At 38.7% G+C, this 14,577-nt stretch carries 10 protein-coding genes; 4 read left to right on the forward strand and 6 right to left on the reverse strand.

The features are described 5' to 3' along the window. Window positions 1–30: 30 nt before the first annotated feature. Window positions 31–2,445 (reverse strand): TonB-dependent receptor, encoded by a 2,415-nt coding sequence (locus NLF92_RS00865; protein ID WP_254097891.1) that lies wholly within the window; start codon window positions 2,443–2,445, stop codon window positions 31–33. 382 nt (window positions 2,446–2,827) lie between these two features. Between NLF92_RS00865 and NLF92_RS00870 the strand changes: the two genes are divergently transcribed. From NLF92_RS00870 to NLF92_RS14245, 3 genes are all read left to right on the forward strand, one after another. Next, on the forward strand, window positions 2,828–3,481 hold the full coding sequence (locus NLF92_RS00870) for a TorF family putative porin (RefSeq protein ID WP_254097892.1): 654 nt from the start codon (window positions 2,828–2,830) through the stop codon (window positions 3,479–3,481). Window positions 3,482–3,532: 51 nt separating this feature from the next. Continuing rightward, entirely contained in the window at window positions 3,533–4,579 is a 1,047-nt protein-coding gene (locus NLF92_RS00875) for a polyamine ABC transporter substrate-binding protein (protein WP_254097894.1), read from the forward strand. 64 nt (window positions 4,580–4,643) lie between these two features. Further along, on the forward strand, window positions 4,644–7,145 hold the full coding sequence (locus tag NLF92_RS14245) for a bifunctional diguanylate cyclase/phosphodiesterase (RefSeq protein WP_254097896.1): 2,502 nt from the start codon (window positions 4,644–4,646) through the stop codon (window positions 7,143–7,145). 188 nt (window positions 7,146–7,333) lie between these two features. Here NLF92_RS14245 and NLF92_RS00885 read toward each other — a convergent pair whose 3' ends face one another. Continuing rightward, window positions 7,334–8,236, reverse strand: coding sequence for a WYL domain-containing protein (locus tag NLF92_RS00885; RefSeq protein ID WP_254097898.1), 903 nt, complete (start codon window positions 8,234–8,236; stop codon window positions 7,334–7,336). Window positions 8,237–8,472: 236 nt separating this feature from the next. Here NLF92_RS00885 and NLF92_RS00890 point away from each other — a divergent pair, with 236 nt between their 5' ends. Beyond that, a complete protein-coding gene (locus NLF92_RS00890; protein WP_254097900.1) occupies window positions 8,473–9,402 on the forward strand; it encodes a GGDEF domain-containing protein in 930 nt (309 codons plus the stop codon). Here NLF92_RS00890 and NLF92_RS00895 read toward each other — a convergent pair. From NLF92_RS00895 to NLF92_RS00910, 4 genes are read right to left on the reverse strand one after another with little or no spacing between them, the layout of a single operon-like run. Further along, window positions 9,383–11,251, reverse strand: a complete 1,869-nt coding sequence (locus NLF92_RS00895; RefSeq protein WP_254097902.1) for a bifunctional diguanylate cyclase/phosphodiesterase — start codon at window positions 11,249–11,251, stop codon at window positions 9,383–9,385. The genes NLF92_RS00890 and NLF92_RS00895 overlap by 20 nt on opposite strands. Window positions 11,252–11,299: 48 nt before the next feature. Next, window positions 11,300–11,446, reverse strand: coding sequence for a DUF2256 domain-containing protein (locus NLF92_RS00900; RefSeq protein WP_254097904.1), 147 nt, complete (start codon window positions 11,444–11,446; stop codon window positions 11,300–11,302). A gap of 45 nt (window positions 11,447–11,491) precedes the next feature. Next, window positions 11,492–13,030 (reverse strand): cryptochrome/photolyase family protein, encoded by a 1,539-nt coding sequence (locus NLF92_RS00905; protein ID WP_254097906.1) that lies wholly within the window; start codon window positions 13,028–13,030, stop codon window positions 11,492–11,494. Continuing rightward, window positions 13,031–14,464 carry a cryptochrome/photolyase family protein gene (locus NLF92_RS00910; protein WP_254097908.1) on the reverse strand — a complete coding sequence of 478 codons (1,434 nt, stop codon included), beginning with the start codon at window positions 14,462–14,464 and terminating at the stop codon, window positions 13,031–13,033. Window positions 14,465–14,577: the final 113 nt, after the last annotated feature.

The following is a 14,577-nucleotide window of genomic DNA, read 5'->3' on the forward strand; positions in this document are numbered from 1 at the left end:
CCTTTAGTAGGAGTTTATCTCATTCATTGGTTAGAATTGGTAAGTGACACCAACCGATATCATGCGAGGATGGGCCGGTCCAATGAACTCAGGGTCATCAATCTCTGGATAAATGTCTTCGAGGACCTCGTCAGCTTCACCATAAGTACCAAACGTATAAAATGATTTATCTAGTGCATTATCAATACGGAATGACAGACTCGTGTGTTCATTAATTTCATAAACGCCATACAAATTTAGCAAGCCATACCCACTAATTTGTGCATTTTCGTTTGCTTCATCCCCTCTATAATATTGACTAGAAGCTGCAAGTAATTCTGCACCAAATAACATATTATCCATACCTTTATACTCCAATTGAGCTTTCAATTGTTGCGCTGGTTGACCTGGAATGGTGTCGCCTGGGGAGACTTGACGATTGGGTCCCATAGGGTTCATTGGACTAAATGAAACAAATGGTGCTTCGAAAGTCGCATTTAGATGTGTATAACTTCCAGAGACATACCATTGAGTGTTTTGCCAATCCGCTAATAGCTCAATACCTTGACGTTGAGTTTTGTCAATATTCACAAAATACCCACGCGAGGAGGTACTTCCAGCTTGCTGAAATATAATATCGTCGGTGCTAACTGAGTGGAATAACGTCACGCTATTGCTGAAGTTAATGGTAGAATATTTAAAAGCTGCTTCAATGGTATGCGTAACCACTTGATCCAGTGGTGGATCAGCAACAAAACCATTGGGTAAACGACAAGGATCATTTTCATCGGCACATGATAATTCAGCAGGACTGGGTACACGTGAAGATTGGGCAACACTTATGTTGAATTCGGACGTATCACTTAATTGATAATTTATACCAATGGCTGGATTAAATTGTGAAAAACGGTGGTCACCATCTAACGAACCTTCGCCATCTTCAAGCAAGTCATTCATTAACACATGGTCTTGATTGAACCGAGCGGCCACATTCATAGATAATTGGGGAGACACCTCGATTATATCGGAAAAATATAGTGATTTATGGGTTGATGTGACATCCAAACGAACTCTAGCTTCAGCATTTAATAAATTTAAGGGTATTACTGTTCTAGAGTCTTCAGCCGTATCATTTTCCAAAATACCAAAGGCACTATCAGACGCATAAGTAATATCCGCTTTTTGATACGTTAACCCAATAACTAGTGCATGGTTTAAGCCCGCAAGATTAACTCGGTGATTTAATTGCAGAGTTGTACCATAACTTTCATTTTGCGACTTACCAGTATTGTAAGTACCATCTAATTCATCTGCTGCGATAGCGGTTATTTCAGATAAAGCCAAACCATCATAGCCAATAAATTCAACAGCTTCTATTTCATCTCCATCAGCAAAAGGAATGTCATCATCATCATCATCGTGATCTAGAAATAAATCATCGTTCGTTGGTGACTGCTCGTCATCGTCATCATCATCCAATTCGCAAAGTGTAATAACATTTTCTCGAAGAAAACATGGCCCAAAATCACTATCGTCGCCATTGATTGAATTTGTCGTATTTTTTCTTAGAAAAAGATTAGTCTGCAAGGTCGTGTCATCGGATAATACAAATGTGCCATTTAATGCAGCGAAATCAAGATCATTACTTGTTTTATCAGGATGGGTGTATACAGCACCTGCACCTGCAAACTCTTGTAAATCGATAGGGATAGCACCATTACCTAATAATTCACTAGTGACGTTTAAATAAGTAAAATCGATTTGATGTTGCCCAATTTTTTTACTCAACGAACCTAGAACCTGAGTCACATCAGACGGGGAGTAATCACGCCATCCATCTTCTTCATAGTGAGAGGCTAAAACATAAGCCGCCCAATCGTTTTGATCAATCCCAGATTGAACCGTTAATTCTTTTCTGCCATGCTCACCTAGAGAAGCATCTAGTTGTGTACCAGTAAATGTATAACCTGTTTTAGTGTTTAGACCCAATGCACCACCCAAGGTATTTTGTCCAAAGACAGGGTTAGATGTTGAAAATAACACAGCATTATCAAGAGCTTCTAAAGGGATGAGATCCCAGTTCACCGTATCTCCAAATGGTTCATTAAACCTAGTTCCATTTAAGTATACAGAGACGCCTTGGGGTAAACCGAGTAAGGGGGAAGCTGTGAAGCCTCTATATTGGACATCAGGTTGAAAAGGATTGTTTTGTACGTGATTAATGTTCACACTTGTAAACTGGCTTCTTAGGATCTCTGCTAAAGAACGCGTTGGCGTTAAACCTAGCTCTTTACTTGTCAACGTTTGTGTTTGACCGATTAACTGTGCAGTATCAGTTGTTTGTTGTAATGGAGTATTCCCGATAATAGAAATAACTTCTGTATTATTGGAGGAGGCATCGCTGTCCGTGGCATTAGCGTGTGATAATGCACTGAAAATAGCAAGTGCCACAACTGAGTATTTCATTCTTTCTTTTCCTTTCACAATTATCTTGATCGTAATCAATATAATTATATATAAAAATATTTACTAGATTGAGTCACCTAAACTTTTAATTTCAATGGCTTGCAGTCTTGTTTTCCTACCAAAGAATGAGATAAAAGGAGGATGAATGTCTGTATAAAAATCATTCATAATGATTTCTGTTATTGATTTTGGATTAAAGCTGTATAGAAATTAAAAGTTAATTGTCCAAGGGTCTACCAGATTCATTACTTAAGCGACATTAATCACACAAATAGCATTAAATGCTCATCCTTTCCTGCCGATATATTCTAAATACAAATCATACCCTCAATTTCGATGAGGGTTGTCTCTTGTCAGTTAGCTTACACGGATGAACAATGCTATGAAATCACACCTTAAACACACGATAAGTATGCTTGGACTAAGCACATTGGCTTTGTCTTTTAGTGCAAATTCTCTCGCGAACACAGAAGTTTCTTACAATATCACCTTCGCATCTCATTATAATTGGCGTGGTTTTGATCTCAGTGATGGTGGACCGGTGTTACAAGGAAGTGTTGAGGTCGCTAAAGAGAACGGTCTCTACGCGGGTGTTTGGACATCACAATACGATTTTGCTGGTGTAGAGAACGGTTTCGAAGTTGATTTATATGCAGGCTATAGTTTTGACCTGGCCGATGGCTTCTATGTGGATATGCTCATTAATTCTTATCAATACACCGGTGCAACCGAAAGCTCCATAGAGTGGATGGTTGGATTAGGACATGACTATTTTGCATTTAATTATTACCAAGACCTGGATTTGGATACGGATTATTTAGAGCTGAATGTCTCATATCCATTAAGTGACGAAGTATCAGCAAACATTCATTATGGTTTAAACGATGATGGTGTAGACCGTTATTCTGATTATTCAGTCATTGTTGGTTACGCTTTTGATGAATTTGGTGAGATATCTGTCGGGTATTCAGATCATGAATTTTCAATGGGCGAAGCAGACGAACAGTTATTTTTTAACTTCTCTGCTAATTTTTAATTCGACATAGCCGGATAATAGCGAATTATTTTCATTCATCAAGGAGGATCTATGCGTTTAATCAAACATATTTTACTTATTAGTATATCGACCTGGTTAGTGTTTAGTCCCGCACAAGCCAATGAAAAAACATTGGTACTGTATAACTGGGAAAACTATATGCCCCAGTCGATAAAAGATGCTTTTTATGAGGAAACGGGTTACTCCATAACAGAAGTTTATTACGAATCTGATGAACTCAAAGATGAGTTGATTTTTAATAATGGAGGGGCTGGACTGGATCTCATTATCGGTAGTGGTTATGGCTTTATCAGCTATGTTCGCAAAGGCAATCTTTTGGCCCAAATTCCAGCAAATGCAATTCCTAATAAGCAACATATAGGTGTAAATTGGTTAGAGCAAAGTCCCGAATTACAAAAATTTACGACTCCGCTAGTATGGGGAACTGTGGGGATTATATATCGCAAAGATAAGATACAAAATGTCGATAGCTGGATGGATTTATACCAGCCTGACCCGTCTCTACACAAAAAGATTGTGATGGTCGACGACATCCGTGATGCTATGGGGTCGGCATTAATAGCACAGGGCTACTCATTTAATTCTATCAAGCCAAAAGAAATTATGGCTGCAAGTAAATTGTTAAAAGCACAACGAGAGTATGTGTATGCCTATGACTTTATAGGGACAGAAGAAGACTCCAGTATTCTTACGGATGATGTATATATGACGCTTGGCTACAATGGTGATGCAATGGTGTTACAGGAACTGAGTGAAGATATTGGTTATGTGGTACCCAAAGAAGGAACGGCGCTATGGTCAGATCATATTGCAGTTCTTGCAAGTAGCCAGAAAAAAGACATCGCTTTTCAATTTATTAATTTTCTTAATGACCCAAAACGCGCGGCTGAGTTTTCAGAATATACTGGTTCAGCAAGCAGTAACCAGAGCGCTTTAAATTTTATGGATGAGGCACATAAAAATAACCCTCTGATTTATCCACCCCAAGAATTAGTAGAAAAATCTGAGTTTTATCAGTTGTTTACCCCTCGCACATACCGTATGTACAACACGGCATACGTAAACGCAAAACAATAATATTGTTCGCATAACCACGTTAAACACCAATATTTGCGCCAAAATTCACACGTAAGGATACACAGTGAAATTACAACAAAAGCTATTTATACCTCTTATTTTTATTGTCACACTTCCTGTGTTGGCTATAGGTGTAGTTGCTTATGATTACATTTTGCAGAATTCGAAAAATGTACTTACCTCTGAGGTCAGCTCTCTTGCCAACTCATTGGCGCCAAGTCTCAATCAAACACTGGAGACTACAGAAAGTAACTTGCGTTTAATCACTAACTCTCGCTTGTTACAAGACTACATTACTAGAGATGAACAACGCTATTCGGTATTTCAACCTTCATTGATAAGACAATTAAGCGATTATCAACTTATTTATCCTGAGTATTTTCAGATGAACTTGTTGCTCGAAAATGGTGAAGTTGATACCAGTCTAGATAACCGTGAAAATGCTGATTTTTCTTTTGATAAAAGTGATTGGAAGTTTTATCTGTTACTGCAGCAACAAAGCACCCAGGATATCGCGTCATTTATTGAGCAAGAGCCCAGTACGAATAAATATACCATTAGCTTAGGTTTGCCACTTGCATTTACCCCCGTCAATCAAAACAATCCGGATGATGCCGTGTTTCAGTGGAATTATTTTACGGTGACTATGTATCTCGATTACATTGATGAACTTATGAATTCCTTATATGTAGGAGCAACGAATCTACTTTTGGTAACGGATTTTAAAGGAAATATCATTTATAACAATGGATTATATGGCGTACCCGATGATCTAGATGTGTTTAAAACACAAAACAATGTAGAAAATGTGTTAATCAAAGGCGTCAATCAACCATTTTATATTCACACTAAACATTTACAGCACGGTTTAATGCTCCATATTGGGATCCCGACATATAAATTTAAAGTAGCCGCTAATGAGCTCGCACAGACCGCTATCATGTGGTTAGGCTTCATTACAGTGATGATCTTGGTCTTAAGCCTAGCATATGTAAGGCAGCTTTTATTAGCACCTATCTACAAAATCCGCCATCTCGTTACTGATATCGCCCAAGGAAAAATGGAAAGTGGTATTGATCTAAAGTGTTACAACGACGAACTCGGTCAATTAAGCCATTCAATATTGGATATGCGCAGTGAAATTATTGAAAATAACCAGCGTATCGAAACGTTAGCTTACATTGATGAATTAACTGGATTACCTAATCGACTCTCTTTTCAGTCTAATTTAGATACGTTAATTGCATATGCCAAGCGCAATGATGCTGCGTTCTCGGTCGTATTCCTAGATTTAGATAACTTTAAGATCGTCAATGACACACTCGGTCATGATATCGGTGATATTTTACTACAACGAGCCGCGCAAAGAGTCAAAGCGCTGTTTAATATCGACGATATAAAGGGCAGGGGGCTGGTCACGCAAAATTCACCATTTTTTGCTCGCTTAGGAGGTGATGAGTTCACGTTATTATTACCTGGACAAGTCGATAAGGAACAGCTTTCAGCTACCTTCAAACAACTGGTACATGATTTATCCCAGGCGTTTCATATCGAGCATAATGAGGTGTTCATTGGTGCAAGTATTGGCATTTCGATGTTTCCTTATGATGGTACAGAACGCAAAGAACTGCTTAAAAATGCAGATATCGCAATGTATGAATCAAAAAGTTTAGGGAAAAACAAACACACATTTTTTACTGAAGGCATCAAAGACAAAGTTAATGAGCAGCAGTTTATTGAAACATCCATGCACAAAGCAATCACTAACAATGAATTTAGTTTGGTATATCAACCGCGTATCACAGTCGATGATTATGGTTTAGATGGTTTTGAAGCTTTACTGCGTTGGAATCACCCAGAAAAAGGCAATGTGCCGCCCAATATGTTTATACCGGTGGCAGAAAAAAACCTGCAAATTTTAGATATTGGCCGTTGGGTACTTGATGCAGCGTGTCAAAAAATCCAATCCTGGGTTAGTGATGGTCTGCAAAACTTCAGAGTATCGATTAACGTTTCTACAGTGCAACTGCATCGAGCTGATTTGTATACTGAAATAGCCAATGCGTTGAGTAAATATAAGATCTCTGGTCAATACTTAGAAATTGAAATTACCGAAACGGCTATTTTAAAAGACGAAAAGTCCGCGATAAAGAAACTGGAACATATCAAAACATTAGGTGTTCGGATTTCTGTTGATGACTTTGGTACCGGTTATTCATCGTTGAGCAAGTTACGTTCATTGCCGATTGATGTATTAAAAATCGATCAAAGTTTTATGGCAGACATATCTGATGACATCCAAGCCGCTGATGTACTAGGTGGTATTATTGAACTAGCCAAACGACTCGGACTCACCACAGTCGCAGAAGGAGTAGAACTATCTGCGCAACATGATGTGTTGATTTCACAACACTGTGATCAAGCACAGGGGTATTTCTATGCCAAACCATTACTTGAAAATGTCGCTGATGGTTATGTACAGGAATGTATTGGTAAAGTTGCTCAACAACACACACCGCATAAAACAAACGAAGCTCAAGCAAATGAGTTGGAAGAGCACCAATAGCAAACAACCAACGCAATGTTCATATCATATTGGGCACAGCGTATATGCATTATATAGTTAATTTAACATAATATACATTATACGAACTCTAGTTTAAGGCCAATAAAAAGGGGCATTTACGCCCCTGAAACCAATATCTCTTAGTTATTTATCATTTTTTTCACGTACAACGCTTTCATTTATAAACATTAATACTTTTCTAATAACGCATTGTCTTCTTTATAGCCTGGCGCCAATGTTAGGTTCTCTGCACCATACAAAGTTTGGTGGTTGCGTAAATACAGTTGATATTCTGCACCTGCTAATGTGCCATCTAAAGTACAATCAACATTCCAACGCCTCAATAAATAACCCGCCATTGCGGCTCTTACATTCACTTCTAGTACACCGTTATCCATACCAAAATCTAATTCAATCGCAGTTGGATAATTTACATTATGTGGATGTGGCACAATTTGTAATGGCATCATACGTGACCATTGGTGGTCATGTTGAATGGTTTCGTTTTCCAGTACTGCTGCATCATTTTCTTTTATTAAATCAACCTTGGTAATACGTGTAATGACAAAATCACGAAAACTCTGTGATTTTCGATCAAATCCGCGGACATGCCATCGCAAACCGTTATCCACAATATTATGCGGGATAAATTCTCTTGCAGCTGAACCAGAACTGAGTGATGTATAGATCATTTTAACCGCTAAACCTTGCATAATCGCCTGTGATAATTTGGCTACACAGGTAATATCCGGAATGTTTAATGCACTAGGCGCAGTAACGGGAAATGCAATATCCTGCACATTTTCTTGGCCATCGGTGATCCCATGTGTCAGTTTCATAAGTGTTTCTTTAGGATCGTGTTCAAATAAAGGCGAAAAGTCACTAGTGATTGAATACTTTTTCTGAACGTTGTCATAATGCATATTATTTGGACAATATGTCTTATAAAGCGTGATATCTCTTGATGCTGCTGCTAGGCCTAACGCAAAGCGTTGTACTATTTCTTGGCGTGTCAATTCACCAGTGAACATCAATCTAAAATCAATATATTGTAGCCTTTGGCGTTGTACAAAGCTGAGTTTCTCGAGCATAGACTTTCCTGTTTTGACAATTTTAGAGTAAGTAAACCCACGTTTAAACTTGTGATATTGCTTACCGCAATGACATCCATTTGATGTATGTATATATATACAGTATGACTTTTATTGATACGCATTGCAACAAGAAAAAAGTTTGCTTTTTTTGGGGGCATTTAATGGCGCTATTCCTTTTATCTACTAGACTTAATAGATTCACGGATGAATACTCATTGCTAATAAGAAGATTTATGAAACCCCGATTACTCCTCATCGATAACGACCCTGTTCAGTCAAAAGTTAAGCGTTTAACGCTAGAAAAATTCTTTACTGTCGATGTTATCAAAACCTCATTTGAAGCACGTTTAAGGATAAAAAAACTAGCTAAAAAAAACGTCTTTTACCATTTAATCATAATTGATTTACTGCCTATCCGGGAATCATCAGTGGATATCAAGTCCCTTTTTGATGAATCTTATACTGGTCAAATACCGCCATTTTTTATAGCAACACATATTGAACATCTCGATCATTATATTAAGCAGCAAGCCTTTTATAAGATGGATGTGGTATTAAAACCTATTGCTGTTAGACACATTGAGATGCGTGTATTTGCATTGTTATCAGAGTTAAAAGCAGCCCGTTACCATATTGAGCAACTTGCTTTAGATGATGCCACCTTGCAAAAAAACAATATGTTCTTTCTTCAGCATACGAAGCTTTGTTGGGCTGAATGTTTGCGACTGGAACAACCAGTTTCATTGATTGCGTTGAACATTGATTACTTTCAATTATTGGTGAATTGTCATGGCCAACAACACGCACAGTGCGTATTAAAGATTATTTCCACCATCATGCAATCTCTGATTTATCGACATAATGATATTACTTTACTAGCCAGAAGAGACGACTTTTATATGTTTTTACCTGGTTGTAATGAGGTCGGTGCCAAGCTAAAAATGAACCGTATTAATGATATGATTGCCCAAGCACTGATTGAACATGAGGCTTCCCCTATTTCACCGTTTGTCTCAGTTTCGAGTTCTTATATTACTCAGATACCTAAACAAATCGATGAACTAGATGTGTTTATTGATTTGTCTCGGGCTCGTCTTGAGTTGGCAAAGACGGCCAGAGACCAATTACTTTCTTATGATAATGCTAAGCAAAATCGACGTTAGTCAAAGTGAGTAATGTTTCTTTGATGGATTTTGGTTTGGCATAATAAAATCCTTGGGCAGTTGCTATATCATTGTCTCTTACATACTTGGCTTGATGCCATTGCTCAATCCCTTCAGCGGTCAACTGGATCCCCATTTCATGACTTAATGCAATAATCGCTTTCAAGATGGGGGTGCCCTCTCCTTTCATACTGATTTGCTCAATAAAACTGTGATCAATTTTTACCGTGTCTACAGGTAAATGTTGCAAGTATTGTAACGATGAATGGCCCGTACCAAAATCATCAATCGCAATGCGAATTCCAGCCTGATTTAACTGTTCTAATTTGGTAACCGCCTTAGCAAAATCAGTCATAAGGGCATGTTCTGTAATTTCCAGTTGTAGCTGTGCTGGACGCAAACCAGATTCATGTAATGCACTAAACACATTATGGACAAAATCTTCGGCACTGATTTCACATGGGCTAATATTGACCGATAGGTATAATGGAGCGGAATACTCTTCTTGTAATCCTGCGAATTCGATACATGCAGTACGTAAAATCCATTTGCTCAATGGTTTAATTAACCCTACTGATTCCGCAATAGGAATAAATTCACTAGGCGATAAAAATTCTGTAGGTTTCCAGCGCCAACGAACCAATGCTTCCATTCCCATCATCGTTTGTGTTTGTGTCTCAACAATGGGTTGATAGACCAGTGTAAATGCATTTTGGTTTACGGCACTGCGCAAGCGCTGTTCTATTTGCGAGGCTCGTTCCAATAGACGTTCGTATTCATCATCATGTTCGTGATAGTACTGATTCTGAATACCCGCATAGCTTAGTGCTTCTCTTGCTGCAGAGATGTTTTCCTGTAAATCTGAATGTGGATGGTAGATCGTTGATATTCCCATATTGATATTCAGGTATATATGTTTACCTGAGTACTCAATAGGCGCCTCCAAACTCTCTTTTAGTGCCGTACAATAATCTACCTGTGATATGTGTAATTCAGCACTTAAATAGATCCCAAATTGGGTTTTATCTAGTCGCCCAGTACAACAACTTTCTGGCAAAATGTTGGCCAATCGATACTGGATCTCCCTGTCCAAATGTTGCATAAAATCAGTCCCATATAACGTTTTCAAATAATGAAACTTTTGGATCTCTAACACTAATATTTGGCCTTGTACGCCTGTGATATTTTGCACATTTCCCATACTTTCCTGAACTTGATGGATAAACGCTTGTGAACCATTGATCAGCCCAGTAAACTTGGCATATGACGTATTAGTATTGTCCTCTTTGAGTGTTTCATGTGCCATGATCTGATTTTCTTGGGCACTAGCCATAACATTATGAGTGCGAGATATTACCTGTTCTACTTGTTGTGCTAATAAAGTAAGGTGTTCGATATTTGCAGACGAAAACTTATATGCAATAGTTTTATAAACACTAAGAACACCTAAAATATGCCCATTTCGGTCATGTACAGCAACCCCTAAATATGCATGAATAGTTTCTCCATCAGTCACTCTTGGGTGATTAAAAAAACGCTCGTCTGCTTGCATATCAGGAATATGTAAATAATCTAGACCATCGCCAATTAAATGGGCGTCAATTGATAACTCTCGGTCGATTTTACGTGCACCAGGTAGTGTTTGAGACTTGTTCCATTGGCTATCTTCAGCAACAAATGAAAGCACCGATACATCTGCATGTGTGAATGATTTTGCTAGAGAGGTGAATGTATCAAAGATATCCTCTGAGGTATGCAATAACAAACCATGTTGGGTTAGAGAATCAATACGTTGGCTTTCGGATGCAGGGATAACAGGGCTAGTCCAGCCCTCAATAATAAATGACATGATACATTCCTTGTTGATAATCATTTATTATATCGGCTGATTTATAATTTATTTATTAGAATCTTTATTGCGGTTTCCCATACATCTTTTTGAGCAATATTTAACGTTCTCCCAGTCACGTTCCCATTTTTTTCGCCAAGTAAAAGGGCGCTCACAAACCAAACAAATCTTAGTTGGCAGTTGCGATTTTTTCATCGGTTCAACCTCTACAACGAAAGATATAGACCATGAAAATGGTGTTTAAACATCTTCATTGCCAGCTAATTTTAATAAGAAGGTATCTCCATCAGCTAACATATCCGCTAACTTGTCTGGTGCCATTTTACCCATGGTGTTATAAATCATCCCCATGCGATGATTACTGCGCAACAGCGCTTGGTTCCGGTGCAAAAAATGCCAATATAAGTAGTTAAACGGACATGCTGTCTGTCCAGTTTTCTCCTTGACAGAATAGTGGCAACTCTTACAGTAATTAGACATTTTATTGATGTAAGCACCACTAGCAGCATAGGGCTTACTAGCTAGGACCCCGCCGTCGGCAAATAGTACCATGCCAGATACATTGGGTAATTCCACCCATTCATATGCATCAGCATACACAATTAAGTACCATTCATTGACTTCTTCAGGCGTTAGTCCCGCAATTAGCGCAAAATTTCCCAAGACCATTAAACGTTGTATATGGTGAGCATACGCGTTTTCTTTGGTTTCTGTGATACATTGAGACAAGCAATTCATCTTAGTTTTACCCGTCCAAAAAAACTCAGGCAGTGCTAATTGGGCCTCCAGAAAGTTCTCTTGTTCATAGCCAGGCATTTTGTACCAGTACAAACCTCGAACGTATTCACGCCAACCAATCACTTGACGAATAAAACCTTCCACTGCGTTAAGAGGCGCACCTTGAGCGTAGAAAACCTGTTCCACTTTTTGGGTGACTTCTAATGGCGTTAATAATCCACTATTTAAATATAAACCAATATGAGAGTGAAACATCCAAGGTTGCCCTTCGGCCATGGCATCTTGATAATCACCAAAGAGCGCCAAACGTTCTTCAATAAATACATCTAACACCCTAAGCGCATCGGCTCTAGTGGTGGCATAATGAAAATTGTCACTATCGCCAAAATGATCGGCAAACTCCTTTTCAACTAATGCAATCACTGCTTGCGTAATCGTATCTGGCGCAAATTGTGTGTGTTGAGGAACGTCGATATGTTTGGGTAATGATTTACGATTTTGAGCATCGTAATTCCACTTCCCCCCTTCTGGCTGACCATCCTGCATTAAACAAGATAACTTTTTGCGCATTTCACGGTAAAAAAACTCCATACGAAGCTGTTTTTTACCATCAGCCCATTTCGCAAAATCCTCAATCTGGGCGATAAAGCGGTCATCATCACGAATTGTCACTGGACAATCCAATTGTTTAGTCCATGTTTGCATATCTGCCAACACCCGATACTCACCCGGATGAGTACATATAACCTCAGACAAATCATATTGGGTTAAACGTTTAGCGACCTCACCCCCTAGCGAACCTTGATTATCATCGTCAGTGTATTGCGTGTAATGAACCTGGTAGCCTTTATCTCGCAATGCGTGGGCAAAGTGACGCATGGCGGAGAATAAAAAGATGATTTTCTTTTTATGATGCTTTACATAACTGGCTTCGCTGTGCACTTCCGCAAGTAGTACCACATCTGTTGATACATCAATGCCCTGTAAAGCGGCTACATTTAAAGTTAACTGATCTGCTAGTACTAAACGCAAAGCCCCCATTTATAAAGCCTCTTTCATTTTGGCAAAAGCGGCTAATGCTTTGTCTCGTGAAGCTTTTAGATCGACCACAGGCTCAGGGTAATCGACACCTAATGTGACTTTACAAGCCTTGAGAATATCCGCAGGCGCATTCCATGGTTGATGAATATATTTTTTGGGTAATAACCGTAATTCCGGACAATATTTTTTGACATACTCCCCTTCTTTATCAAATTTTTCTCCCTGTAAGATTGGATTAAAAATTCTAAAATATGGTGAAGCATCTGCACCTGTACCTGCGACCCATTGCCAGCTAGCAGTATTTGCTGCAAGATCTGCATCGAGTAAGGTATCCCAAAACCATCTTTCACCATAACGCCAATCAATCAATAAGTTTTTTACTAAATAAGAGCCTACGACCATCCGAACTCGGTTGTGCATATAACCTGTTTCGTACAATTCTCGCATACCCGCATCCACAATAGGTACACCTGTTTGCCCAGTTTGCCATGCCGTTAATAATGCATCGTTATGCTCCCAAGTAAATGCATCAAATTTAGAATTGAAATTATCATGGGTAATATGTGGAAAATGGAACAGTAAATAATGACTAAATTCACGCCAACCAAGTTCAGATAGATAGGTATCACAATCTGCGTTTTCGATATCGCCACCAAATGCATCAATTACTGCATACCACACTTGATGTGGGGATATTTCCCCAAAATGTAGATGCGGAGATAATAACGATGTACCTTTAACTGCTGGCAAGTTACGATCATTTTGATAAGTTTTAGCTGCACCTTCTAAATACACCGCTAATTTTTCTTTGGCACCGGCCTCTCCAGGTTGCCACAAAGTATCCATGGTTTTGTGCCAAGCAATTTGCGGAGCTAGTCGGAGTTTCTCAATAGAGGTCGATGATTTACATTCAACCATATATTGAATGTTTTCTGGTGCTGCAGATGGATATGCGGGCGGTGTTTTTTGCAGACAACCTTTGCGGTAATAAGGTGTGAACACTTTGTATGGGGTGTTATCTTTTTTCAATACAGACATTGGCTCCCACAGCAAGTGCCCATTGAAACTTTTGACGATGACACCCTGCTCTTTTAAAGCTTGTTTAATTTGGGCGTCACGAGCAATTTGCCATGGTTCATAGCCTCTATTCCAAAGTACATGTGCATTGGGGAATTCACGTAGTAGCTGTTGCAAAATGCTCAACGGATTGCCTTTAAAAACTTGCAGGTTTTTATCCATTGACGCATTTAACGCATGGAGTGAGCGATGCAGCCAATACTTTGATGCTGCGCCCATCGCGTAATGGTCAGGAACTGTGTCATCATAAATATAAATAGGTAAAATTGTGCCTTGATTTACACCATATAATAATGCGGGATTGTTGCTTAAACGAAGATCATTACGCAACCAAACGATAGACAATACTTGAGACATATAAAACCTTAAATATTTTTCTGTTATTACGCTAATTGCCATGCATCCGTTCACTTTTTTTATTTTTTTCTTTGAACCTATCGAAAGACATAAGAGTACTTACTTCATCCACA

Origin of the sequence: Opacimonas viscosa, from assembly GCF_024199005.1 — a bacterium.
Classification (GTDB): domain Bacteria; phylum Pseudomonadota; class Gammaproteobacteria; order Enterobacterales; family Alteromonadaceae; genus Opacimonas; species Opacimonas viscosa.